Below are 23,335 nucleotides of genomic sequence, written 5' to 3'. Positions count from 1 at the left end.
GTGCCTGGCCCGGCGCCCCGGCGGACGCGGTACCGTCGGGCGACCGGGTACAACGGGCGGGCGTCAACGAGGCCGCCCCGGAGGGGACTTCGTGGGGATCGAGAGCGATCAGCTCGTCTTCGACTATCTGAGCCGCGTCGGTGACCTGGCCCAGCAGCGCCAACTGCCGTCCGGCACCCGCATGCGCCTGGTCACGGAGCTGCGGAACGAGATCGACCGCAGCCGCGCGAAGGCCGCGGACACCCCGGTCGCGATACGCCGCATCCTGGACCGCCTCGGCACCCCGGAGGATCTTGTCGACGCGGCTGCCGGGGGAGGGTCGTACCGCGCGGACGACGTCGAGGAACCGCCGGCCGGAAATCCTCAGTCCAGGAATCCTCAGTCCAGGAATCCTCAGTCCAGGAAGCCGCAGGCCAAGAAGGACTTCCCCCGTCCCGCCGTCCCCACCCAGCGCACCTCCGACGAACCGGCGCAGAAGCCCAAGCGCCTGCGCCGCATCGTGCCCCGCCCCCGGCCCGCCGCCGACGAACCCGAGCCGGCCCAGGACGACTTCCGGCCCTCGCCGCCGCACCTCGCGGGCACCGACGAGCTGGGACCCAGCGGCTCCGAGCCCGACTGGTGGCGCGTCGAACCCGGCGAGACCGGGCCGTTCGGCCTCGCCGACAGCGTGCCGGGCTTCACCGGCGGCGTGGAGATCCCCGAAATACTCAAGCCGCCGCCCAAGAAGCGCCCCGACGACGAGCCCGAAGAGGCCGACGGGGAAGAGGAATGGGACGAGGAAGAGGGCGAGGAGGACGACGACGAAGGCGTCGAGGCCGCGCCCCGGCGGCGCTTCCGGCTCCGGCCCGCGAAAACCGGCGGCGGGAAGACCGGTGGCGGCAAGACCGGCGGCCGCAGGACCGGTGGCGGCACCGGCCTCAGCAACCCCCTGCTCCTCCTCGCCGCCGCGCTCCTCACCGTCGGCGCCATCCTCGGCAATCTGCCCGCCCTCGGCGGCGGCTGGCTCCTCGCCTACGTCTCGCGCAGGCTCAGCCCCGCCGAGGCGAAGTGGGCCGTCTTCGGGCTGCCCGGACTCGCCCTCGCCGCCGGGATCACCTGGCTGTGGGGCCGGAGCGACGGGCGCTGGGGCGAGCCCATCCGGGACGGCCACATGAACGACGCGATGTCCGACACCTGGCCCTGGGTGCTGCGCGGCGCGGCCGTCGCCTCCGCGCTCTTCCTGTTGTGGAGATCGCAGCGGCAACGGCCGTGAGGCGCGGGTGAGTTACTTCTTCTTCGTCAGGTCCGCCTGCATCTCGTCCAGGATCTTCTCCGCCGCGGTGTAGCCGATGCCCTGGATCCACAGCTCGTCCTCGACGGTGTGGACGTTGCCCGACTTCACCGCCTTCATGTTCTTCCAGAGGCTGCTGCCGACGGTCTGCGTCTCCTTGGCCTTCTTCGGATCGCCGTACGTCGACTGGAAGATGACGTCCGTGTCGGCGAGGTCGATCTTCTCGGGCGACAGGTCGTACGAGAAGCCGTCCTTGGCCTTCGCGGAGACCGCCGAGCGGCCGAGACCGACGTCCTTGAGCAGCGTGGCGATGTAGCTCTGCTCGCCGTAGAGGCGGATGTCGGCGCCCTCCATGAAGCGGATGACGTTGACCTTCGTCGCCTTGGCCTTCTCGGGGCCGCCGATCGCCTCGGTGACCTTCTTCGCGTGCGCCTCGTAGTCGGAGACGACCTTCTTCGCCTCGGCCTTCTTGCCCATCGCGTCGGCGTGCACCTGGAAGTTCTCCTTCCAGGGGTAGCCCGTCGTCTCCGTCATGACGGTCGGCGCGATCTTCTTGAGCTGGTCGTATTTGGCGCCGTGCCGGATCTTCGAGGTCAGGATGACGTCCGGGTCGAGGGCCGCGATGGCCTCCATGTTCGGGTTCAGCATCTCGCCGACGTCCTTGATGCCGCTGACCTCGTCCTTGGGCAGATAGCCAAGGAAGCCCGACTCCGCCTCGACGTGCGTGGCGCCGACCGGCTTCACGCCCAGCGTGATCGCGGAGTCCAGTTCGGCGGTGTCGAGGACGACCACCCGCTTGGGGTTGACGGGCACCTTCACGTCACCCATGACCGTCTTGACGGTGTGAGTCTTGCCGGAGCCGGCGGAGTCCTTGCCGGAGTCCGAGGACCCGCAGGCCGACAGGGCGAGCGCACCGCTGAGGGCGAGGGCGCCCGCGGCGAGGGCGCGACGGCGGTTCGGGGAACTGGGCAGGGCGGTCATGGCTGCTGGGCCACCTTTCGAGCGGTTGAGGAGGGTGCGGAGGGTGCGGGGGGCGTCTGCGGGGAGTCGGCGGCCCAGGGGGCTCCGGGCACGACCAGCGGGGATCCGGTCACCGGATCCGGTACGACGACACACTCCAGGCCGAACACCTCGCGCACGAGGTCCTCGGTGACGACATCGGCCGGGGCGCCCTCCGCGACGATCCGGCCCGCCTTCATGGCGACGAGGTGGTCGGCGTACCGGGCGGCCTGGTTGAGGTCGTGCAGGACGACGACCACGGTGCGGCCGCGGTCGTGGTTCAGCTGCCGTACGAGGTCGAGGACCTCCACCTGGTGCGAGATGTCGAGATACGTCGTCGGCTCGTCCAGGAGCAGCAGATCGGTGTCCTGGGCGAGCGCCATCGCGATCCAGACGCGCTGGCGCTGGCCGCCGGAGAGTTCGTCGACGGACCGTTCGGCGAGCGCGGACACGTCGGTACGTTCCATCGCCTCCGTCACCGCCTTCTCGTCCTCCTCGGACCACTGCTGCCACCAGTGCTGGTGCGGCTGGCGGCCGCGTGCCACGAGGTCGCCGACGGTGATCGCCTCGGGCGCGACGGGCGTCTGCGGGAGCAGGCCGATCTGCTGGGCGATCTTCTTGGTCGGCAGCTTGGCGAGCGCCTCGCCGTCGAGCAGCACCGCGCCGCTCTTCGGCTTGAGGAGCCGGCCGAGCGCGCGCAGGGTCGTCGACTTCCCGCAGGCGTTGGGGCCGACGATGACGGTCACCTTGCCGTCCGGGACCGCCAGGTCGAGCTCGTGCACGACCTCGCGGTCCTCGTAGGCGAGGGTCAGCTCGCGGGCGCTCAGACGGGCGGCGGTCACGAGGTGCCTCCATTGCGGACGGAACGGCTGCGGACGATCAGCCAGATCAGGTACGGCGCTCCGACGGCCGCCGTGAGCACGCCGACCGGCAGCTCGGTCGGCGAGAAGAGCTTCCGGGCCAGCAGGTCCGCGAGGACCACGACGAGCGCCCCGAGCAGCGCCGAACTGAGCAGCGGGATCTGCGCGGTGCGGGTCAGCCTGCGGGCGATCTGCGGGGCGAGCAGCGCCACGAAGTCGACGGGACCCGCGGCGCCGGTCGCCACGGAGGCGAGGACGACGCCGAGCAGGACGAGACCGAGGCGTACGTGGCCCAGGCGCACCCCGAGTGCCGTCGCCGTGTCGTCGTCCATGGTCACGGAGCGCTGGGCGCGGGCGGCCCACGCGACGAACGGCAGGAGGACGAGGAGGGTGAGCCCGAGGGGCTGCGCCTCCGCCCAGCCGCGGCCGTTGAGCGAGCCCGTCATCCAGATCTGCGCCTGCTGGGCGACGAGGTAGTCGCCCTTCGTCATGAAGAGCGTGGTGATGGACCTGAGGGCGATGGCGAAGCCGATGCCGATCAGCACGAAGCGGGTGGCGTGCAGGCCGCCTCGCCAGGCGAAGACGTACACGAGGGCTGCGGCGGCGATGCCGCCGAGCACCGAGAGGTACGGCAGCACGGTGTACGAGGTGACGCCGAGGGTCATCGCGCCGACCGTCACGGCGCTCGCGCCCTGGCTGATGCCGATGATGTCGGGGCTGGCGAGGGGGTTGCGGGCGACGGTCTGGATGAGCCCGCCGGCCACGCCGAACGCGGCGCCGACGAGGAGGCCGACGACCATGCGGGGTTCGCGCAGCGTGCCGACGACCAGCTCGTCGGGCGACGGCTGTCCGAAGACGACCTTCAGGGCTTCGACGGGCTGGACGAAGGACTCGCCCATGCAGAGGTACGCGAGGCAGGCTGCCGCGAGCAGGACGCCGAGAGCGAGGGCGACCGCCGCTGCGCGGCGGTGCAGCAGGAAGGCGGCCTTCTTGAACCGGACGACCGAGTACCCGGCAGGGCGGACACGGGAGGCGGAGGAGGCGGAGGCAACGGACATCAGGCGGCAACCGCCTTCCGGCGCACCAGGACCACAAGGAACGGCACCCCGATGAGCGAGGTCATCACCCCGGCAGGCACCTCGCTCGGCGGGAAGATGATCCGCCCGACGGTGTCGGAGACCAGCAGCATCACCGGGCCGAGTACGGCCGCCATCGGCAGCACCCAGCGATGATCGCTGCCCACGATCGCGCGGGCGATGTGCGGGACGGCGAGGCCGGTGAAGGCGATGGGCCCGGCGGCGGCGACGCCCGCGCCGGTGAGCACGGTCGCCCCAAGGCCGCCGACGATCCGTACCGTCGCGACCTTCTGCCCGAGCCCCTTCGCCACGTCCTCGCCGAGGGCGAGCGCGTCGAGCCCGCGCGCCACGGACAGCACCAGCACCAGACCCACCAGCAGGAACGGCCAGATCTGCCCGACGATCTCCGCGTCACGCCCGGACAGCGACCCCACCTGCCAGAAGCGGAACTCGTCGAGCGCGGACGCCTTGGTGGTGAGTACGGCGGTGGTGAGCGAGACGAGCAGCGCGTTGATCGCGGCGCCGCCGAGCGCGAGTTTCACCGGGGTCGCGCCGCCGCGTCCGCTGGACGCGATCGCGTAGACGGCGACCGAGGCGAGTCCGGCGCCGACGAAGGCGTACCAGACGTATCCGGTCAAGGTGTGGACGCCCGCGAAGGCGATCGCCGTCACCACACCCACCGAGGCGCCCTGGCTGATGCCGAGGATGCCGGGGTCGGCGATGGGGTTGCGGGTGATGCCCTGGAGGACGGTGCCGGCGAGGGCGAGCGCGGCGCCGACCATCAGGCCGATCACCGTACGCGGCACCCGCATCTCGCGGATGACCTCGGCGGCGTCGCTGTGCCCGCCGTGCAGCAGGGCGTCGAGGACGGCGGACGGCGCGATCGCGCGGGCGCCGACGGAGAGACTGAGCAGAACCGCGACCAGCAGGGCCAGCACGGCCGCCGTCATCGCGACAACGCGTCTGGCTGGCACACGCATCGGCTGAGCTCGTTTCGAGGGTCGAGGGTCGGAGGGACGGAATCGGCCAGGCCGAGGTAAAGCGGAGGTAAGGCTTGGCTAAGTGTAAGGGGGACCCCAGTCGCCGTCTGCGGGCCGTGGGCGCTCGGCACAATGGCCCCATGACCTCACGCGCACTCACGGTCGGATTCGACCTCGACATGACCCTGATCGACTCCCGGCCCGGCATCAGGGCGGCCTACGAGGCGCTCTCCGCGGAGACGGGCACGTACATAGACGTCGATCTGGTCACCTCCCGCCTCGGCCCGCCGCTGGAGGAGGAGCTGCGGCACTGGTTCCCCGAGGAGCGGATCCAGGAGCTGGGCGACCGCTACCGTGAGATCTATCCCACATACGCCATCGCCCCCACGCTCGCGATGCCCGGCGCCCGCGAGGCCGTCGCGGCGGTGCGCGCGCACGGCGGCCGGGCGATCGTGGTGACCGCCAAACACGAGCCCAACGCCAAGCTGCATCTGACGCACCTCGGCATCGAGGCGGACGCGGTGATCGGCTGGCTCTGGGCGGAGGCGAAGGCGGAGGCGCTGCGCGAGCACGACGCGGCGGTGTACGTCGGGGACCACACCGGCGATGTACGCGGTGCGCGTACGGCGGGCGCGCTGTCCGTCGCGGTGGCGACCGGGCCGTGCGACGCAGCGGAACTGCGCGCGGCGGGCGCTGACACCGTGCTCGGCGACCTGACGGAGTTTCCCGCCTGGCTCGACGCGTACGTCGCCGGGGGCGCCGTTAAGTAGCGCTCGCCTTCGCCTGGCGGCGCTGGACGGCGATACCGCGGAGCACGCCCGCGGCGGCGATGAGGAATCCGACGCCCATCAGCATGCATACCGCGTACGCGAGGGACGGGAAGGGGTCCGTGCCGAGGAACAGCGGGGCCACCGTGACCAGAGTGGCCACGGCTCCGACGAAGAAGACGATCGCTCCGGCACGGACGAGGCCGTCGCCCGGTCCGGCGGAATTCGCTTGGGTTTTGTCACGCACCCCACCAGGGTAGTTCCCAGCGCGTAGGAGAAATCCGGGGACGTCTTGTCACCGGCTCCCGGACCAATAGTCTTGGTGCTGGCGGGTCGGGCGACCCGCTGTAGTGCTATCCAGAGCCGTTTTCCGCGGCATAGACGCGTACGACGACGTACGACGACAAGTACGAGGACGAGGACTTCACGTGCCTACCGGCAAGGTCAAGTGGTTCAACAGCGAGAAGGGCTTCGGCTTTCTCTCCCGCGACGACGGCGGCGACGTCTTCGTGCACTCCTCAGTACTGCCCGCCGGCGTCGACACACTCAAGCCCGGACAGCGCGTCGAGTTCGGCGTGGTCGCGGGGCAGCGCGGCGATCAGGCTCTCTCGGTCACGATCCTCGACCCGACGCCGTCCGTCGCGGCTGCGCAGCGCCGCAAGCCGGACGAACTGGCATCGATCGTCCAGGACTTGACGACGCTGCTGGAGAACATCACCCCGATGCTGGAGAAGGGCCGCTACCCCGACAAGGCCTCGGGCGCCAAGATCGCGGGCCTGCTCCGCGCGGTGGCGGACCAGCTGGACGTCTAGCGGTCAGAACTTCAGGGCGTCGGGCGCCAGCGGTGGTACCAGACCCTCCGCTGCCGCCCGCGTCAGGAGGCCGCGGATCGCCGCGTAGCCGTTCTCGCCCAGGTCCGCCGTGAACTCGTTCACGTACAGGCCGATGTGCTGGTCGGCGACCGCCGGGTCCATTTCCTGGGCGTGTTCCAGGACGTAGGGGCGGGAGGCCTCGGGGTCGTCCCAGGCCATGCGGACCGATGTGCGGGCCGCGTCCGCGAGCTGACGCAGGCGGGCCTCGCCCAGCGACCGCTTGGCGATGATCGCGCCCAGCGGGATCGGGAGGCCCGTGGTGTTCTCCCAGTGCTCGCCCATGTCGGCCAGGCAGTGCAGCCCGTAGTTCTGGTACGTGAAGCGCGCCTCATGGATGACCAGGCCCGCGTCGACCTTCCCGTCCCGCACCGCCGGCATGATCTGGTCGAAGGGGAGGACGACGATCTCGCCGACCCCGCCGGAGGACAGCGTGTCCGCCGCCCAGAGGCGGAACAGCAGGTACGCCGTCGACTTCTCGCTCGGCACGGCGACCGTCTTGCCGGTCAGGTCGACGCCCGGCTCACGGGTGAGCACCAGGGGCCCGCAGCCGCGGCCCAGCGCCCCGCCGCACGGCAGCAGCGCGTACTCGTCGAGGACGTAGGGCAGCACGGCGTACGACACCTTCAGTACGTCGAACTCGCCCCGCTCGGCCATGCCGTTGGTGATGTCGATGTCCGCGAACGTCACGTCGAGCCCGGGCGCGCCCGGCACCCGGCCGTGCGCCCAGGCATCGAAGACGAACGTGTCGTTGGGGCAGGGCGAGTACGCGATCTGCAGCGGGCGGTCCAGCTGAGGCTCAGTCATGCTTCTTCCAACTCTCCAGTACCGGCGCGAACTTCCCGAACGCGTCGCCCAGTGCGGCAAGCGCCTCGCCGATCCGCCAGGCGGCACGGTCGCGCGGCCCCACGGCGTTGGACACCGCGCGGATCTCCAGGACCGGCAGCCCGTACGCGGCGGCCGCCTCCGCGACCCCGAACCCCTCCATCGCCTCGGCGAGCGCGCCGGGATGGCGCCGCCGCAGCTCGGCGGCCCGCCCGGCGGAGCCGGTCACGGTGGAGACGGTGAGAACAGCACCCGCACGGCAGCCGGTCGCCGCGGCCAGCTCCCGTACGAGAGGACGCGGCGGGACGTGCGTGATGGCGCCGAAGCCGAGCTCGGTCACCGGCAGGAAGCCCTCCGGCGTCTCGGCGCCCAGATCGGCCGCGGTGATCTCGTCGGCGAGGACGAGGGAGCCGACGGGAGCCTCGGGCTGGAAGCCGCCGCCGATGCCTGCCGAGATCACCAGGTCGTACGGGGCGCGGGCCAGCGCGGCGGCAGTGTGTGCGGCCGCTGCCGCGGGGCCTACGCCGACGGCGACCACATCGCCGTACTCAGCAGGAAGGCCCTTGGCCACCGCGTCCCGTTCGGCCGGGACAGCGGTGGCGACAAGAACACGTACGGAGGAGGACGCGATCAGGAGTCCTTCTCGAGCTTGAACGACCACAGGCCCGTCGCCTTGGACTCGGAGCCCTTGCCGCCCTCCAGCAGGCTGACGGTGGTGGCGTTGGTGCCGCCGCCGTACTGCTGGTTGAAGAAGACGCTGCCGGGGATGACGACGTACGTCTTGTCGCTGGACTCGGTCAGCGGCTGACCGTTCATCAGCAGCGTCCAGCCCTTCTCGGCGATCTCCGGGTCGACGCCGAAGCGGACCTTCTCGTCGGGATCGACCTTGATGGACTTGATGTCCTTGTCCTTCAGGCAGCCCTGGATCTGGGACTGCTTGAGCTCATCGCCGTCGTTGTAGCAGGAGGCCTCGGAGTTCACCGAGTTGCCGCCGACGGTGATGGTGGCGAGCGGCGTGGGCTTGTCGCAGGCGGACAGGACGAGGAGTCCGGCGGAGACAGCGCCAATGGCAGCCACGGAACGGCGGCGACGCGCCGAGCCGAGAACGTGTGCGGCTCCGCCGCGGAGCAGGGAGGTCATGGGCGAAGGCTATCGGGCACCCCGTGCCGCACCGCCACGTGGGGGTCGCGGCGTGCCGCCCGTCCCGTTCGACGGGCTCACGCCACCCGGCGCCGCCGCGGGCCGCCGTGCCGGGCCGCCGCGAGCAGCCCCCGCGCGGTCGAAAGCCAGCCCACGGCGACGATCGCGGCGGCGGCCGAAAGACCCAGTGACCCGTTCAGCGGCAGCGCCATGCCGATGCCGCCGCCGAGCACCCAGGCGACCTGGAGGGTCGTCTCGGAGCGGGCGAAGGCCGAGGTGCGGACCTGTTCCGGTACGTCCCGCTGGATCAGCGCGTCCAGGGACAGCTTCGACATGGCCTGCGCGAAGCCCGCGACCGCGCCCAGACAGGCGACGCCCACCGCCCCGAAGAACACCGCCGAGGTGATCGCCACGCCGAGCACGACACCGACGACGGTCACGATGATGATCTCCGGCGCGCGCGACTTCAGACCGGCGCCGACGGCCGTGCCCAGCGCGTTCCCCACCCCCGCCGCGACGCCCACTATCCCCAGCGACACCGCCGCGCTCTGCCCGGCGAGCGGATGCTCGCGCAGCAGGAAGGCGAGGAAGAAGATGAGGAACCCGGAGAGGCAGCGCAGCGCGGCGTTGGCGGCGAGCGCGTGGGTGACGGCGGGCCCGACCGTACGCAGCCCCAGGCGCCGCTTCTTGGCCGTGTCCGAGGCGGCCTCGGTGCGGGCGTGCAGATGCAGGTGCTCCTCGTCGGCGGCGAGCAGCGCCTTGTGCTCGCCCTTCGCCGAGTCGACCTTGGGCGGCAGGGAGAGCGAGAGGAACATCCCGACAATGAAGATCACAAAGGCGCCGTAGAGCGGCCAGCGCGGTCCAAGCGCCTGGAGCCCCGCCCCGATGGGCGCGGCGATCCCGGTGGCGAGCAGCCCGCCGAGAGTGACCCTGGAATTCGCCTTGACCAGGGAGAACCCGGTGGGCAGCAGTCTGGGCACGACGGCACTGCGGACCACTCCGTACGCCTTCGACGCGACCAGGACGCCGAGCGCGGCCGGATACAGCTCCAGGCTGCCCGTGATCACGGCCTCCGAGAGCAGCAGGGCAAGGAGCGCGCGGGCCAGCATCGCGGCGGCCATCGCATAGCGGCGGCCGTGCGGGAGGCGGTCGAGGAGGGGGCCGATGACGGGGGCGAGGAGGGTGAAGGGCGCCATGGTGATGGCGAGATAGAGGGCGACACGGCCGCGGGCCTCGTCCGTGGGCACGGAGAAGAACACGGTCGAGGCGAGGGCGACGGTGATCATGACGTCGCCCGCGCCGTTCACGGCGTGCAGCTCGATCAGCTTGCCGAGGCCCGACTCGCCCGCACCGTGCGCGTGCGTGGCCTTCCTGATGCCCCGCGCGGTCCCGGTGAACGGCAGGTGCAGGGCGCGGCCGACCGAGCGGGCGGCCCGGTTCAGCACCGGTCCCGGCCCGCGGCCTCTGTACGACGACCTTGCGGCGGCCACCTCGTCATAGTGCCCTCTTATGAGCCGCACTAGTGCCGGGTAAACGGGTGGGTGGGCAGGAAAGTCTTGTCCGTCCGCCGAGGCCGCGGGGCCGGGGCAGCACGCCGGTGTAGGCCCAGGGGCCGGGAGAAGGTAGCGTGCGTAGCGCGCCTGCGGCGGTAGTTCTTGGCCGCGCGCCTCTCGGTCATCCCGCAGAATGGATGACGTAGGTGCGCCCGAGGACGTTCGGGCGCGGACGTCGACGCGGCCCTTTGGTCCGCTCCGTCCGCACTCCCGCGTATGGGTGGCGCACTCGTGAGACGGCGTAGGAGAGAAGCGATACCTGTGAGCGCAGCGACAACGCGAAGCCGTACCCCGCGTACCCCGCGTACTCCCGACCGCCTGTGCGCCGAGGCGGTGGGCCTGGCCCGTGAGGCGGCCGAGGAGGCCGCCGCGCCGGGTGTGGTCGGTGAGCACGTCGAGGTCGTGGTCGAGGGCGACCGCGTCGTCACGCACCTGTTCGAGTGCAAGGAATTCGGCTACCGGGGCTGGCGCTGGGCCGTGACGGTGGCCCGCGCCTCGCGCGCCAAGGTCGTCACGCTCGACGAGACGGTGCTGCTGCCGGGCCCGGACGCGCTCCTCGCCCCCGAGTGGGTGCCGTGGAGCGAGCGGCTCCGCCCCGGCGACATGGGCCCCGGCGACCTGCTCCCCACCGACGCCGAGGATCTGCGCCTGGAGCCCGGCTTCTCCGGCGAGGAGGAGCCGCCGCCGAATTCCGCGGTGTCCCACGAGATGGCGGAGCTGGTCGAGGCGGAGGACGCCGAGGTGACGGCGGGGCCGCCGGCCGAGCTGCCGCTGGCGCCCGCGCGCGGCTCCATCGCCGCGGTCGCCGACGAACTCGGCATGCGCCGGGCCCGGGTCCTTTCCCGGTACGGGCTGCATGCCGCGGCCGACCGCTGGGAGGAGTCGCACGGCGCGAAGACCGCGATGGCGCAGGCGGCGCCGGCGACGTGCGTCAGCTGTGGCTTCCTGTGCCCGATCGGCGGATCGCTCGGCCAGGCGTTCGGGGTGTGCGCGAACGAGTTCGGTCCTGCGGACGGCCAGGTCGTGTCGCTCTCGTACGGCTGTGGCGGCCATTCGGAGGCGGCTGTCGTGCCGCGCCCCTCGCGCCCTGCCGAGCCGGTCCTCGACGAGACCCGCGTCGACGTCCTGCCGCTCCGCCCGTCCCCCGACTCGGGGTCGGTCCTGCCGGAGGGTCCGAGCGAGGACCTCGGTCACTCCTAGGGCCTGTCCGGCGGATCTGGCCGGCTGCTGTGGGCGGTGCCTTGTCTGTGCCGGGCCGCCGCGTCCCAGGCAAGATCCGCCGGACAGGCCCTAGCTCCCGATAAGGCCGGGCCACCCCCACCCGGGGGTTCACCGGAGCCGCGCGGTCCGAGGCCGCCGGGCCACGCGATACCGTTCGCCCCGCGAAGCAACCGTAGGGAGACGACAGCGTGAGCAAGACCGTGCGGCCGGCGGCCGAGGGGACTGATCCGTTCGGCACGGCTCGGCTCCGGCGGGGAGTCCTCGATGCCTGGGTGGCCAGCCCGGCGAGGTTCCGGGAGGACGCCAACGCCGAGGAGGACCTCGCCCTCGGCGGATACCGGGACCGGCTCGTCGTCGAGCTGGCGCAGAACGCCGCGGACGCCGCCGCCAGGGCCGGTACGCCCGGACGGCTCTCCCTCACCCTCCGGGACGGCGTACTCGCCGCCGCCAACAACGGCTCCCCCCTCGACGCCACCGGCGTCGAGTCGCTCTCCACCCTCCGCGCCTCAGCGAAGCGCGAGGGGCACGAGGCGAGCGCCGTCGGCCGGTTCGGCGTCGGCTTCGCCGCAGTCCTCGCCGTCTCCGACGAACCCGCACTCGTCGGCCGTACCGGCGGCGTCCGCTGGTCCCTGGGCGAGGCGCGCGAACTCGCCGCGGACACCGCCCGCTTCAGCCCCGGCCTCGGCGACGAGATCCGCCGCCGCGACGGACATGTCCCGCTGCTCAGGCTGCCCCTCACCGCCGAAGGCACCGCCCCGGAGGGATACGACACCGTCGTCATCCTGCCGCTGCGGGACGCGGCGGCACAGGACCTCGTCTCCCGGCTCCTCGACGGGATCGACGACGCGCTGCTGCTCGCCCTGCCCGGACTCGAGGAAGTCGTCGTGCAGGTCGGCGACGCCGAGCCCCGCGTCCTGCGCCGCACCCCCGCACCCGGTGGCGGTGGCGTCGACGTATCCGACAGCCGTGGCGGTACGACCCGCTGGCGCACCGTCAGCCGCCAGGGCCCCCTGGACCCCGAGCTGCTCGCGGACCGCCCCGTGGAGGAGCGGCTCCGCCCCCACTGGTCCGTCACCTGGGCCGTCCCCACCGACCGCGAAGGCGCCCCGCGGCCGCCCCGCATCGCCCCCGTCCTGCACGCGCCGACCCCCAGCGACGAACCGCTCGGCGTGCCCGCGCTGTTCATCGCCTCCTTCCCGCTCGACACGACCCGGCGGCACGCCGCGCCCGGCCCCCTCACCGACTTCCTCGTACGGTGCGCCGCCGACGCGTACGCCGAACTCCTCGCCGACTGGCGGCCCGTGACGGAGGAGATCATCGGGCTGGTGCCCGGACCGCTGGGCAAGAGTGAACTCGACGGCGCCCTCAGGGGAGCCATCCTCGACCGGCTGCCCCGCACCGCCTTCCTGCCGCCCGCCCTGGAACCGGCCGCGCCGCAGGGCGACGAGTCCGACGTGCCCGACTGGGAGATTCCCGTCGCGCTGCGGCCCCGTGACGCGGAGGTCGTGGAGGGCGCGGGCGCCGACACCGTACGCGTCCTCGCCGACGTCCTGCCGAGCCTGCTGCCCGCGGGGCTCGAACGCCGCCCCGAGCTGCGCACGCTCGGAGTCGCACGGGTCCCGCTGACCGAGGCGATCGACCGCCTCGCCGGCCTGGAGCGGGAGCCGGTCTGGTGGCGGCGGCTGTACGACGCCCTCGCCGGGGTCGACCCCGACCGGCTGACCGGCCTTCCGGTGCCGCTCGCCGACGGGCGGACGACGATCGGCCCCCGCCAGGTGCTCCTCCCGGGAGCCGACACCGGCGACGGCACCGACCCCGCCGCCCTCGCCCGCCTCGGCCTCAAGGTCGCGCACCCCGACGCCGTGCACCCCCTCCTGGAGAAGCTCGGCGCGCTGCCCGCCACGCCCCGCGCCGTCCTGACCACCCCCCAGGTGCGCGCCGCCGTCGCCGCGTCGCTCGACGACGACACCTGGGACGAGGACGCCCTGGACGCGGAGGAGCTCGCCGACCTCGTGCTCGGCCTCGTCCGCGATGCGAACCTCGCGCCCGGCGACGAACCGTGGCTCGGCGCGCTCGCCCTGCCCGACGAGGACGGCGAACCGGCCCCCGCCGGTGAACTCGTGCTCCCCGGCAGCCCCTTCGCCCGGATCATGCGCGAGGACGAACTCGCGACGGTCGACGCCGAGTTGGCCGACCGCTGGGGCGAGCAGCCGCTCGCCGCCTGCGGGGTGCTCGCCACGTTCGCCCTCGTCCGCGCCGCCGACGTCGTCCTCGACCCGGACGAACTGGAGCCCCGCGAGGGCGACTTCGCCGAGCCGGACGACGCCGGGCTGCTCGACGCCGTCGACGTCTGGTGCGAGGACGTACTCGACCGGCTGCCCGAGACGCCGGTGCCGCCCGTCGCCACCGAGATCGTCGCCGTACGGGACCTCGACCTGGTCGACGACGACTGCTGGCCGCAGGCGCTCGCCCTGCTCTCCCGGCCGCCGCTGCGGGACGCCCTGACCCAGCCGCTGCGGATCCTGCTCCCGGACGGCACGACGGAGACCGTCCGCTCGTACACGGCGTGGTGGCTGCGCGGGAATCCCGTCCTCGGCGGCCGACGCCCCGCCGGGCTCCGCGCCTCCGGCGGCGACCCGCTGCTCGAAGGCCTCTACGACGCGGCGGACGCCTCCGGCTTCGACGACGAGCAGGTGCTTCGCGCCCTCGGCGTCCGCACCTCGGTCGCCGCCCTCCTGGAGGAGCCGGGCGGCGCGGCCGAACTCCTGGACCGGCTCGCGGACCCGGAGCGGACCGTTTCGGCGTCCCAACTGCACGCCCTGTACGGGGCGCTGGCCGATCTGGACCCCGAGCAGGTCACGCTGCCGGACGAGGTGCGGGCCGTACTCGACGGCGAGGTCGTCGTGGTGGACGTGGCGGACGCGGTGGTCGCCGACGCCCCCGATCTGCTGCCGGTGGCCGAAGGAGTGGCCCTGCTGCCGGTGGAGCCCCGCAAGGCGGCGGATCTGGCCGAGCTGTTCCAGGTACGCCGCCTGAGCGAGACGGCGGCGGTGACGCCGGCCGGCGAGGGCACGGAACATCCGGTGCCGGAGTCCGTCCGGATCCTGTTGGGGGCGGCGACTCCGCAGACGTACGTCGAGCATGAGGAACTGATCGCGGGGGGCGTGGAACTGGACTGGCGCAGGATGCCGGACGGCACCATCCACGCGGCGACGCTGGAGGGCGTGGCGGCCGGGCTCGCCTGGGCGGCGGGGCAGTGGCCGAGGCGCTTCGAGGTGGCGGCCCTGCTGGAGGACCCGTCGCGGACGGCGGAGCTGGCGAGGGACCGCTGGTTCGACTGAGGGCGGGGACGCGCCCCGAAGGGGCGCGGGGAACCGCGCGAGCAACCACGACGCACCCGCAGAAGAAGACAGTCACAATTTCTTCACTCCCGGTACAACCCCCGTCCCCCCTGGAAGGTCTGATCTTCCGAGTCAACAGACTCCTAGATCACTCGGGCTCCGCGTGACAGCGCTACGCACCGCGGAGCCCCCTTCTCCACCTGGGGAAACAACATGCGCATCCGTGCCACCGTGGCCGCACTGACCGGCACCCTGGCTCTGTCCGCTCTCGTCGTTCCCGTCGCCAACGCGGCCGAAGAGCCGAACGCCCCGAAGCTCGCGCCCTTCGCCGCCAACGCCCCCGCGGACGAGGTCGTCGGCGACACCCAGATCACGAAGGTCACCGTCAACGGCGGCAAGAACATCGTGGTCGGCACCACCGAGAAGAAGAAGTTCACCATCGCCCTGACGGCGACGGACCCCGAGGGCATAGCCGGTGCCAGCGCCTTCCTGTGGCACGGCACCGACTTCAACAGCGACACCGGCATCGACGGCTCGCTCATCCCGGACGACATCGAGGCCAGCTGCACGGTCGTGAACGCGACCACCTCGACCTGCACGACCACCATCTACGCCGACCCGCAGGTCGACCTGTACAGCAATGTGCTGGCCGGCAAGTGGAAGGTCTGGGCCATGGCGTCCGGCAACGACGGCGACTCCGTCACCAAGGACACGCTGGCCTCCGACGCCAACCTCCAGCGCAACGCCCGCCTCACCACCAACGCGTCCCCGGAGCCGGTCAAGAAGGGCAAGACCCTCACGGTCACCGGCGCGCTGACCCGCGCCAACTGGGAGACCTCCAAGTACGCGGGCTACACCAAGCAGTCGGTGAAGCTCCAGTACAAGAAGAAGGGCGCGACCTCCTACACCACCCTGAAGACGATCACGTCCGGCACCAGCGGCGCCCTGAAGACGACCGTGACGGCCTCCGCGGACGGCTACTACCGCTACGTCTTCGCCGGTACGTCCACGACCCCGGCGGTCACGTCGACCAGCGACTTCGTGGACGTCAACTAATACCCGGCTAAGCCGGAACGCGGCGGTCCACCCAGCGGAACGCGACCTCGATGATCAGTGAGGCCACGGCCGCGATGGCGACCGCCGCCCACGGCATCGTCGTACCCACCAGCTTCAGTTGGAAGAAGTCCTGGAGCCAGGGGACGGTGAGCACCAGCAGGAAGCCGAGACCCATCGCGCCGATCAGGCCGAGCCGCCACCACGTGTAGGGGCGGGCGATGATCGCGAGGACCCACATGGCGATCAGGAACAGCGCCAGCGTGGCCGCGCTGGTCTCGGCTTCCCGTGCGCCCGCGCCTTCGTAGTGGTGCCGGGCCACGAGGTACGTCGCGAAGGTGGCGACGCCCGCGACGACACCGCCGGGGATCGCGTACCGCATGACCCTGCGGACGAAGTGCGGTCGCGCGCGCTCCTTGTTGGGGGCGAGCGCGAGGAAGAAGGCCGGGACGCCGATGGTCAGGGTCGAGAGCAGCGTCAGGTGGCGGGGCAGGAAGAGGTACTCCACCTGCGTGCAGACCACCAGCAGCGCGATGATCACCGAGTAGACGGTCTTGACCAGGAACAGCGTGGCGACGCGGGTGATGTTGCCGATGACCCGACGGCCCTCGGCGACCACCGAGGGCAGCGTGGCGAAGCTGTTGTTGAGCAGCACGATCTGGGCGACCGCCCGCGTCGCCTCCGAGCCGGAGCCCATCGAGACGCCGATGTCGGCGTCCTTCAGGGCGAGTACGTCGTTGACGCCGTCGCCGGTCATCGCGACCGTGTGACCGCGTGACTGGAGGGCGCCCACCATGTCGCGCTTCTGCTGCGGGGTGACCCGGCCGAAGACGGAGTTGGCGTCCAGGGCCTCGGCCATCTCGCCCTGATCGGTGGGCAGCCGTCGGGCGTCCACCGTGTTCTCCGCGCCGGGCAGGCCCAGCTTCCCGGCGACCGCGCTCACCGAGACCGCGTTGTCGCCGGAGATGACCTTGGCCGCGACGTCCTGCTCCTCGAAGTAGCGCAGGGTGTCGGCGGCGTCCGGGCGCAGCCGCTGCTCCAGGACGACGAGGGCGGTGGCGCGGGCACCGGCGGCGACATCGGGGTCGTCCAGTTCGCCGGCCGCGCGGGCGAGCAGCAGCACCCGCAGGCCCTGCTGGTTGAGCCCCTCGATCTCGTCGAGCGAGGGGTCGTCGGCCGGGAGCAGGACGTCGGGGGCGCCGAGCAGCCACGTCGAGCTGTCGCCGTCGCCTTCGCTGAAGGAGGCGCCGCTGTACTTGCGGGCCGAGGAGAAGGGCAGCGACTCGGTGCAGCGCCAGTCCTCCGCGTCGGGGTAGGCGTCGATGATCGCCTGGAGCGAGGCGTTGGGGCGCGGGTCGGATTCGCCGAGGGCGCCGAGGACCTTACGTACGTACGCCTCGTCCGAGCCGCCCAGGGGGCGCAGCTCGGTGACGTCCATGCCGCCCTCGGTGAGGGTGCCGGTCTTGTCGAGGCAGACCGTGTCGACGCGGGCCAGGCCCTCGATGGCGGGCAGCTCCTGCACCAGGCACTGCTTGCGGCCGAGCCGGATGACGCCGATCGCGAAGGCGACCGAGGTGAGGAGGACGAGGCCCTCCGGGATCATCGGGACGATGCCGCCGACCGTGTAGGCGATGGACTCCTTGAAGTTGTCGTCTTTGACGACGAGCTGGGAGATCACCAGGCCGATGGAGGTCGGGACCATCAGCCAGGTCACGTACTTGAGGATCGTGGAGATGCCGGAGCGCAGCTCGGAGTGGACGAGCGTGAAGCGCGAGGCCTCCTCGGCGAGCTGCGCCGCGTACGCCTCGCGGCCGACCTTCGTCGCGGTGAAGGCGCCGCCGCCCGCGACCACGAAGGAGCCGGACATCATCTTGTCGCCGGGCTTCTTGATGACGGGGTCGGCCTCACCGGTCAGGAGGGACTCGTCGACTTCGAGGCTGTCGGTCTCGACGGCCTCGCCGTCCACCACGATCTTGTCGCCGGGGCCCAGCTCCACGAGATCGCCGAGCACGATCTGGGAGGTGGAGATCTCGGCGGCCACTCCGTCGCGGCGCACCGTCGGCTTGGCCTCGCCGATGACGGCGAGGGAGTCCAGGGTCTTCTTGGCGCGCCACTCCTGGATGATGCCGATGCCGGTGTTGGCGACGATCACGAAGCCGAAGAGGCTGTCCTGGATCGGCGCCACGAAGAGCATGATCACCCAGAGGACGCCGATGATCGCGTTGAAGCGGGTGAAGACGTTCGCCCGGACGATCTCACCGAGTGATCGGGAACTGCGGACGGGTACGTCGTTGACCTCGCCGCGTGCGAACCGCTCGGCGACCTCCGCGGCCGTGAGACCGGTGGCGCGTCCGGTGGGCGGTGCCACCGGGTGGACGGGGTCGAGCTCGGCGCCCGCGTCGATATGCGTCATGCACTCGACGGTAAGCGCGGGAAGGGTCGTTCACCCCTTGAGTGCCGGAAAGATCCGACCACGGTAGGACGTGAACCGTCCCGTGGTCGTACGCGCTACTCGGAAGTCTTGCCCCCGGAGGCCCCCGGGGCCTTTGCGAGCGCCGCCGCGTGCCGCTTCAGCGCGGCGTCGCGTCCGCGGACGTACCAGATGCCGATCAGGCCGAGACCGGCGCCGGCCAGGCAGGTCCACACCCACCAGGTGGCGTCGCGGTCGTCGAACCAGCCGTAGAACGGGAGCTGGACCAGGAAGAGGACGAACCAGAGGATCGTGCCGCCCGTGATGGTGGCGACGACGGGGCCCTCCAGGGGCTCCGGCGCCTCGTGCTGTGGGGTCCACTTCGCCATGTGCACAGCTTAAGCCTGGCTCCGGGATCTTGGACGTGGGGCTGCCCGGCCCTTGCCGCACAGGGGTCTACGCGCGGAGATAGCGATTTCGGTCTCATGTATTCATACTGAAACGGTTCGTTAATGGCCGATTGCATTCGTAGGAATTAACAACTCGATCAGCATTCGCCGCTAAACGATCTCCCCCTTCTTCTCTGAGTTCCTGAGTTCACGAGGTCCCGCATGCCTTCCTCGGCCACCGCCCCGGTCGACGCCAGCAATGAGCCGCCGAAGCCCCCGCAGGGTGGCCTCGACGGCTACTTCAAGATCACTGAGCGGGGCTCGACCCTGGCGAGGGAAGTCCGCGGCGGCTTCGCCACGTTCTTCGCCATGGCCTACATCATCGTGCTGAACCCGATCATCCTCGGCAGCGCGAAGGACATGTACGGGCACCAGCTCGACAACGGCCAGCTGGTCACCGCGACCGCCCTGGTCGCCGCCTTCACCACGCTGCTCATGGGCGTCATCGGCAACGTCCCGATCGCGCTTGCCGCGGGCCTCGGCGTGAACACCGTCGTCGCCCTCCAGCTCGCGCCCCGCATGTCCTGGCCCGACGCGATGGGCATGGTCGTCCTCGCGGGCTTCGTCGTGATGCTGCTCGTCGCGACCGGTCTGCGCGAGCGCGTCATGAGCGCCGTGCCGCTGGGCCTGCGCAAGGGCATCGCGATCGGCATCGGCCTCTTCATCATGCTGATCGGCCTCGTCGACTCCGGCTTCGTCTCGCGCATCCCGGACGCCGCGCACACCACGGTCCCGCTGCAGCTCGGCGGCGACGGGCACCTCACCGGCTGGCCCGTCCTGGTCTTCGTCCTCGGTACGCTCCTGACGCTCTCGCTGCTCGTGCGCAAGGTGCCGGGCGCGATCCTCATCAGCATCGTCGTCATGACGGTCGCGGCCGTGATCATCAACGCGGTCGCGGACGTCCCCTCCTGGGGCCTGACGACGCCCGAGTGGCCCGGTAACCCGGTCGCCTCGCCGGACTTCGGCCTCGTCGGTCAGATCAGCCTGTTCGGCGGCTTCGACAAGGTCGGCCTGCTCACCGGCGTCCTCTTCGTCTTCACCGTCCTGCTGTCGTGCTTCTTCGACGCCATGGGCACGATCATGGGCGTCAGCGACGAGGCCAAGCTGACCGACTCCAAGGGCAATGTGCCCGGCATGAACAAGATCCTGTTCGTGGACGGCATCGCCGTCGCGGCCGGCGGCGCCTCGTCCTCCTCGGCGACCACCTGCTTCGTGGAGTCCACGGCGGGCGTCGGCGAGGGCGCCCGTACGGGCTTCGCCAACATCGTCACCGGCGGTCTCTTCACCGTCGCGCTGTTCCTCACGCCCATCGCCACGATGGTGCCGTCCCAGGCGGCGACTCCCGCGCTGCTCGCGGTCGGCTTCCTGATCCTGTCCGGCTCGATCGGGCAGATCGACTGGAGCGACTTCACCATCGCGATCCCGGCGTTCCTGACGATGATGATGATGCCGTTCACGTACTCGATCACGAACGGCATCGGCGTCGGCTTCATCAGCTTCACCGTGCTGAGGCTGGCCGCGGGCCGTGGCCGCGAGGTGCCGGTCGCGATGTACGTGGTGTCGGCGGTGTTCGGGTTCTACTACCTGATGCCGGCGCTGGGTCTCACGTGACCCTTGGCGGGGTGGCCGTCAGGCCGCCCCGTAGAACTTCTCTGTCTCCTCGACGGACGTAGCGAAACGTTCGTCGAAGTCATCACGAATGAGCGTCCGGACCACATAGTCCTGGACGCTCATTCCCCTTTTGGCGGCGTGCTGCTTGAGCCGGTCGAGCAGCTCACCGTCTATCCGCAGGCTGAGCACTGTCGATCCCATGCGTGACAGGGTCGCCGCCGCCCGGCGGGGGATGTCTCACTTTCCGAAGCCGCCTCACTCATATGGGTGACGAAAGGGTTCTGTTCGACTCGCCGCGGGAAACCGGGTGGTCTTTAGGCAGAGTAATGAGTTACTCTAACGAACATGCCGGACCTCACCCATGGCGACGACGCCGCCGCCGTGAACTCACTGCGCTCCGCCGTGATGCGCCTGTCCCGTCGACTCAAGCACCAGCGGGTCGACGAGTCGCTGAGCCCCACCGAGATGTCGGTGCTCGGCACCCTCGCCCGCTGCGGCCACGCCACCCCCGGTGAGCTGGCCCGCAAGGAACATGTGCAGCCGCCGTCGATGACCCGCATCGTCGCGCTGCTCGAAGCCAAGGGTCTGGTCCGGCTCGAGCCGCATCCCGAGGACCGCCGCCAGAAGGTGGTGACCCAGACGGAGACGGCCGAGGCGATGCTCGAGGAGAGCCGCCGCAAGCGGAACGCCTGGCTTGCGGGGATCGCCGAGCATCTCGACGAGGACGAATGGGCGAAGCTGCGTGCGGCGGCGCCGGTCCTGGAGAAGCTGGCACACCTCTGATCGACCCACACCTCTGATCGCACCCGACCCGAGGACGCACGACGCGTACGTACGCCAAGGAGGCGAACCCACTTTGAGTACGGGATCCGGAGCAGACTCCGCCCCCGCACCGATCACCCTCGACAAGACCCCGGCCAAGTCGTCGATGTTCAGCTCGCTGAAGATCCGCAACTACCGGCTGTTCGCCTCCGGCGCCGTCGTCTCGAACACCGGCACCTGGATGGCCCGCATCACCCAGGACTGGCTGGTCCTGAGCCTCACCGGCTCCTCCGCGGCGGTGGGCATCACCACCGCCATGCAGTTCCTGCCGATGCTGCTCTTCGGCCTGTACGGCGGCGTCATCGCCGACCGTTTCGCCAAGCGCAAGCTGCTCTTCTTCACCCAGGGCGCGATGAGCCTGAGCGGGCTCTTCCTCGCCGCGCTCACGCTGAGCGGGCACGTCCAGGTCTGGCACGTCTACTTCGCGGCCTTCTTCACCGGCCTCGTCACGGTCGTCGACAACCCGACCCGGCAGTCCTTCGTCTCCGAGATGGTGGGCCCGGACCAGGTCCGCAACGCCGTCTCGCTGAACTCCGCGAACTTCCAGTCCGCCCGTCTGGTCGGCCCCGCCGTCGCGAGCGGACTGACCGCGGCCGTCGGCCCCGGCTGGGCGTTCCTGGCCAACGGCCTGTCCTTCCTCGCGCCGCTCACCGGCCTGATGCTGATGCGTACGAGCGAACTGCACCCGACCCCGCGCAAGCCGCGCGGCAAGGGACAGCTGCGGGAGGGCCTGAACTACGTCTCGAAGCACCCCGAGCTGATCTGGCCGATCGTCCTCGTCGGCTTCATCGGCACCTTCGGGTTCAACTTCCCGATCTGGATGAGCGCCTTCGCGGACGACATCTTCCACGGCGGCGTGGGGATGTACGGGCTGTTCAACACGCTGATGGCGGTGGGCTCGCTGGCGGGCGCGCTGCTCGCCGCGCGGCGCGGCACATCGCGCCTGCGGCTGCTCGCGGGGGCGGCGATCGCCTTCGGCGCCCTGCAGATGGTGGCCGCCTTCGCGCCGGACCTCTGGATGTTCGTCGCCCTGATCATCCCGATCGGCATCCTGGGCCTGACGGTGAACGTGACCGCCAACTCCTCGGTCCAGATGGCCACGGACCCCGAGATGCGGGGCCGTGTGATGTCCCTGTTCATGATGGTCTTCACCGGCGGTACGCCGCTGGGCGGCCCCCTCTTCGGCTGGCTCGCGGACGCGTACGGCGTCCGGATCAGCATGGCGGTCGGCGGCCTGGTCTGTGCGCTGGCGGCGGTGGGCGTCGGCCTGATGCTGGCGCGCGCGGCGAACCTGCGGCTGAAGGTGGATCTTCGCCGGGGACGGCAGCATGTGCAGTTCGTGCCGCGGGAGCAGCTGGCGACGGCGGCGTAACGCGCCGCCGGACTGGGGAAACGGGCCCGTGGCAGGCGACACTCAGCCGCATGAGACTTTTCGCGGCAGTGCTGCCGCCCGGGCCCGCCGCAGATGAACTTGTCCACGCCGTGCAGGAGTTGAAGAAACTCCCCGGCGCCGACGACCTCCGCTGGACCGAGCCGGAAGGCTGGCATTTCACGCTGGCCTTCATGGCGGAGGTGGGCGAGGAGACCCTGCCCTCCCTCTCCGAGCGGCTCGGTCGCGCGGCGCAGCGTACGGAGGCCTTCCCGCTCGCCCTGCGCGGCGGCGGGCACTTCGGTGACCGAGCGCTGTGGACCGGTGCCGCGGGGGACATCGGCGCCCTCCGCCTGCTCGCCCAGCGGGCGGACGCCGCCGCCCGCAAGGCCGGCATCACGATGGAGGAGCACCGCCACTACCGCCCCCACCTCACGCTGGCCCGCGGCAGGGGCGAGCGGTCCGTCGCCCCGTACGCCGACGCCCTCGCCGATTTCGAGGGCGAGCCGTGGACCGTGGACGAGCTGACCCTCGTACGCAGCAACCTGCCCAAGAGCGGGGTGCCGGGCGAACGCCCCCGTTACGAGGTGGTCGGGCGCTGGCCGCTCGGCGGCGCCGGTTAACCTCGACTACGTGGACCCGAAGACCAGAAACCGGATCATGGCCGGTGTGCTCGTGTTGATGTTCGTCGTGGTGGCGGTGGCGGCCGCGTTCGGCGGT

The 23,335-nt window shown here is 71.2% G+C and carries 22 protein-coding genes; 10 read left to right on the top strand and 12 right to left on the bottom strand.

Annotated features, from left to right (window positions below; translation table 11 throughout):
* Positions 1-91: 91 nt before the first annotated feature.
* Entirely contained in the window at positions 92-1,252 is a 1,161-nt protein-coding gene (locus ACIBKX_RS31870; protein ID WP_363269816.1) for a hypothetical protein, read from the top strand.
* A 12-nt stretch (positions 1,253-1,264) separates the two neighbouring features.
* Here the strand turns inward: ACIBKX_RS31870 and ACIBKX_RS31865 are convergent, their stop codons facing one another.
* The 4 genes from ACIBKX_RS31865 to ACIBKX_RS31850 are packed head-to-tail and all read right to left on the bottom strand — an operon-like array spanning position 1,265 to position 5,185.
* Positions 1,265-2,251, bottom strand: a complete 987-nt coding sequence (locus tag ACIBKX_RS31865) for an iron-siderophore ABC transporter substrate-binding protein (protein WP_363269817.1) — start codon at positions 2,249-2,251, stop codon at positions 1,265-1,267.
* Positions 2,248-3,111 (bottom strand): ABC transporter ATP-binding protein, encoded by an 864-nt coding sequence (locus ACIBKX_RS31860; protein WP_363269818.1) that lies wholly within the window; start codon positions 3,109-3,111, stop codon positions 2,248-2,250. The genes ACIBKX_RS31865 and ACIBKX_RS31860 overlap by 4 nt, the downstream gene beginning before the upstream one ends.
* Positions 3,108-4,187, bottom strand: coding sequence for an iron chelate uptake ABC transporter family permease subunit (locus tag ACIBKX_RS31855; protein WP_363269819.1), 1,080 nt, complete (start codon positions 4,185-4,187; stop codon positions 3,108-3,110). The genes ACIBKX_RS31860 and ACIBKX_RS31855 overlap by 4 nt, the downstream gene beginning before the upstream one ends.
* Positions 4,187-5,185, bottom strand: coding sequence for a FecCD family ABC transporter permease (locus ACIBKX_RS31850; protein WP_399376632.1), 999 nt, complete (start codon positions 5,183-5,185; stop codon positions 4,187-4,189). The genes ACIBKX_RS31855 and ACIBKX_RS31850 overlap by 1 nt, the downstream gene beginning before the upstream one ends.
* Positions 5,186-5,325: 140 nt before the next feature.
* Here ACIBKX_RS31850 and ACIBKX_RS31845 point away from each other — a divergent pair, with 140 nt between their 5' ends.
* On the top strand, positions 5,326-5,955 hold the full coding sequence (locus tag ACIBKX_RS31845) for an HAD hydrolase-like protein (protein WP_363269821.1): 630 nt from the start codon (positions 5,326-5,328) through the stop codon (positions 5,953-5,955).
* Here the strand turns inward: ACIBKX_RS31845 and ACIBKX_RS31840 are convergent.
* Positions 5,948-6,199, bottom strand: a complete 252-nt coding sequence (locus ACIBKX_RS31840) for a hypothetical protein (RefSeq protein ID WP_363269822.1) — start codon at positions 6,197-6,199, stop codon at positions 5,948-5,950. The genes ACIBKX_RS31845 and ACIBKX_RS31840 overlap by 8 nt on opposite strands.
* Positions 6,200-6,380: 181 nt before the next feature.
* Between ACIBKX_RS31840 and ACIBKX_RS31835 the strand changes: the two genes are divergently transcribed.
* A complete protein-coding gene (locus ACIBKX_RS31835) occupies positions 6,381-6,764 on the top strand; it encodes a cold-shock protein (protein WP_055701393.1) in 384 nt (127 codons plus the stop codon).
* 3 nt (positions 6,765-6,767) lie between these two features.
* On the opposite strand, the gene ACIBKX_RS31830 is transcribed toward ACIBKX_RS31835, so the two are convergent.
* The 4 genes from ACIBKX_RS31830 to ACIBKX_RS31815 all read right to left on the bottom strand — a co-directional run bounded on the left by ACIBKX_RS31830 (position 6,768) and on the right by ACIBKX_RS31815 (position 10,276).
* Complete coding sequence (locus ACIBKX_RS31830) at positions 6,768-7,628, bottom strand: 1,4-dihydroxy-6-naphthoate synthase (protein ID WP_363269823.1); 861 nt, start codon at positions 7,626-7,628, stop codon at positions 6,768-6,770.
* On the bottom strand, positions 7,621-8,307 hold the full coding sequence (locus ACIBKX_RS31825) for a futalosine hydrolase (RefSeq protein WP_363269824.1): 687 nt from the start codon (positions 8,305-8,307) through the stop codon (positions 7,621-7,623). The genes ACIBKX_RS31830 and ACIBKX_RS31825 overlap by 8 nt, the downstream gene beginning before the upstream one ends.
* The gene (locus ACIBKX_RS31820; protein WP_363269825.1) at positions 8,277-8,786 is read right to left on the bottom strand and encodes a DUF2771 domain-containing protein; all 510 of its coding nucleotides are present in this window, start codon (positions 8,784-8,786) and stop codon (positions 8,277-8,279) included. Before ACIBKX_RS31820 ends, ACIBKX_RS31825 begins: the two co-directional genes overlap by 31 nt.
* 77 nt (positions 8,787-8,863) lie before the next feature.
* A complete protein-coding gene (locus ACIBKX_RS31815; protein ID WP_399376628.1) occupies positions 8,864-10,276 on the bottom strand; it encodes an MFS transporter in 1,413 nt (470 codons plus the stop codon).
* Positions 10,277-10,600: 324 nt separating this feature from the next.
* On the opposite strand from ACIBKX_RS31815, the gene ACIBKX_RS31810 reads away from it, so the two are divergent.
* The 3 genes from ACIBKX_RS31810 to ACIBKX_RS31800 all read left to right on the top strand — a co-directional run bounded on the left by ACIBKX_RS31810 (position 10,601) and on the right by ACIBKX_RS31800 (position 15,957).
* Positions 10,601-11,539 (top strand): DUF3027 domain-containing protein, encoded by a 939-nt coding sequence (locus tag ACIBKX_RS31810; protein ID WP_363269826.1) that lies wholly within the window; start codon positions 10,601-10,603, stop codon positions 11,537-11,539.
* Between the two features lie 209 nt (positions 11,540-11,748).
* Positions 11,749-14,901 carry a sacsin N-terminal ATP-binding-like domain-containing protein gene (locus ACIBKX_RS31805; RefSeq protein WP_363269827.1) on the top strand — a complete coding sequence of 1,051 codons (3,153 nt, stop codon included), beginning with the start codon at positions 11,749-11,751 and terminating at the stop codon, positions 14,899-14,901.
* 213 nt (positions 14,902-15,114) lie between these two features.
* The gene (locus ACIBKX_RS31800; protein WP_363269828.1) at positions 15,115-15,957 is read left to right on the top strand and encodes a calcium-binding protein; all 843 of its coding nucleotides are present in this window, start codon (positions 15,115-15,117) and stop codon (positions 15,955-15,957) included.
* 7 nt (positions 15,958-15,964) lie between these two features.
* On the opposite strand, the gene ACIBKX_RS31795 is transcribed toward ACIBKX_RS31800, so the two are convergent.
* The gene (locus ACIBKX_RS31795; RefSeq protein WP_363269829.1) at positions 15,965-18,367 is read right to left on the bottom strand and encodes a cation-translocating P-type ATPase; all 2,403 of its coding nucleotides are present in this window, start codon (positions 18,365-18,367) and stop codon (positions 15,965-15,967) included.
* 95 nt (positions 18,368-18,462) lie between these two features.
* Positions 18,463-18,753 carry a DUF2530 domain-containing protein gene (locus ACIBKX_RS31790; protein ID WP_363269830.1) on the bottom strand — a complete coding sequence of 97 codons (291 nt, stop codon included), beginning with the start codon at positions 18,751-18,753 and terminating at the stop codon, positions 18,463-18,465.
* Between the two features lie 222 nt (positions 18,754-18,975).
* Here ACIBKX_RS31790 and ACIBKX_RS31785 point away from each other — a divergent pair, with 222 nt between their 5' ends.
* The gene (locus tag ACIBKX_RS31785) at positions 18,976-20,424 is read left to right on the top strand and encodes an NCS2 family permease (RefSeq protein ID WP_363269831.1); all 1,449 of its coding nucleotides are present in this window, start codon (positions 18,976-18,978) and stop codon (positions 20,422-20,424) included.
* Positions 20,425-20,442: 18 nt separating this feature from the next.
* Here ACIBKX_RS31785 and ACIBKX_RS31780 read toward each other — a convergent pair whose 3' ends face one another.
* The gene (locus ACIBKX_RS31780; RefSeq protein ID WP_135333375.1) at positions 20,443-20,625 is read right to left on the bottom strand and encodes a ribbon-helix-helix protein, CopG family; all 183 of its coding nucleotides are present in this window, start codon (positions 20,623-20,625) and stop codon (positions 20,443-20,445) included.
* A gap of 144 nt (positions 20,626-20,769) precedes the next feature.
* Here ACIBKX_RS31780 and ACIBKX_RS31775 point away from each other — a divergent pair, with 144 nt between their 5' ends.
* From ACIBKX_RS31775 to thpR, 3 genes are all read left to right on the top strand, one after another.
* Complete coding sequence (locus ACIBKX_RS31775) at positions 20,770-21,207, top strand: MarR family transcriptional regulator (protein ID WP_363269832.1); 438 nt, start codon at positions 20,770-20,772, stop codon at positions 21,205-21,207.
* 73 nt (positions 21,208-21,280) lie between these two features.
* Positions 21,281-22,618, top strand: coding sequence for an MFS transporter (locus ACIBKX_RS31770; RefSeq protein WP_363269833.1), 1,338 nt, complete (start codon positions 21,281-21,283; stop codon positions 22,616-22,618).
* Between the two features lie 50 nt (positions 22,619-22,668).
* Positions 22,669-23,238 carry an RNA 2',3'-cyclic phosphodiesterase gene (gene thpR / locus ACIBKX_RS31765; protein ID WP_363269834.1) on the top strand — a complete coding sequence of 190 codons (570 nt, stop codon included), beginning with the start codon at positions 22,669-22,671 and terminating at the stop codon, positions 23,236-23,238.
* Positions 23,239-23,335 lie beyond the last annotated feature (97 nt).

The organism is Streptomyces sp. NPDC050658, from assembly GCF_044457025.1.
Classification (GTDB): Bacteria; Actinomycetota; Actinomycetes; order Streptomycetales; family Streptomycetaceae; genus Streptomyces.
The sequence above is the reverse complement of the archived record's forward strand: the minus strand, read 5'-3'. Positions and strand labels throughout refer to the sequence as shown.

Excerpts from the sequence above, each read along its gene's own strand:
- ACIBKX_RS31845 (WP_363269821.1), top strand. The coding sequence starts at position 5,326 with ATGACCTCACGCGCACTCACGGTCGGATTCGACCTCGACATGACCCTG.
- ACIBKX_RS31785 (WP_363269831.1), top strand. The coding sequence starts at position 18,976 with ATGCCTTCCTCGGCCACCGCCCCGGTCGACGCCAGCAATGAGCCGCCG.
- ACIBKX_RS31800 (WP_363269828.1), top strand. The coding sequence starts at position 15,115 with ATGCGCATCCGTGCCACCGTGGCCGCACTGACCGGCACCCTGGCTCTG.
- thpR (WP_363269834.1), top strand. The coding sequence starts at position 22,669 with ATGAGACTTTTCGCGGCAGTGCTGCCGCCCGGGCCCGCCGCAGATGAA.
- ACIBKX_RS31830 (WP_363269823.1), bottom strand. The coding sequence starts at position 7,628 with ATGACTGAGCCTCAGCTGGACCGCCCGCTGCAGATCGCGTACTCGCCC.
- ACIBKX_RS31780 (WP_135333375.1), bottom strand. The coding sequence starts at position 20,625 with ATGGGATCGACAGTGCTCAGCCTGCGGATAGACGGTGAGCTGCTCGAC.
- ACIBKX_RS31795 (WP_363269829.1), bottom strand. The coding sequence starts at position 18,367 with ATGACGCATATCGACGCGGGCGCCGAGCTCGACCCCGTCCACCCGGTG.
- ACIBKX_RS31865 (WP_363269817.1), bottom strand. The coding sequence starts at position 2,251 with ATGACCGCCCTGCCCAGTTCCCCGAACCGCCGTCGCGCCCTCGCCGCG.
- ACIBKX_RS31855 (WP_363269819.1), bottom strand. The coding sequence starts at position 4,187 with ATGTCCGTTGCCTCCGCCTCCTCCGCCTCCCGTGTCCGCCCTGCCGGG.
- ACIBKX_RS31850 (WP_399376632.1), bottom strand. The coding sequence starts at position 5,185 with ATGCGTGTGCCAGCCAGACGCGTTGTCGCGATGACGGCGGCCGTGCTG.
- ACIBKX_RS31790 (WP_363269830.1), bottom strand. The coding sequence starts at position 18,753 with ATGGCGAAGTGGACCCCACAGCACGAGGCGCCGGAGCCCCTGGAGGGC.
- ACIBKX_RS31820 (WP_363269825.1), bottom strand. The coding sequence starts at position 8,786 with ATGACCTCCCTGCTCCGCGGCGGAGCCGCACACGTTCTCGGCTCGGCG.
- ACIBKX_RS31775 (WP_363269832.1), top strand. The coding sequence starts at position 20,770 with ATGCCGGACCTCACCCATGGCGACGACGCCGCCGCCGTGAACTCACTG.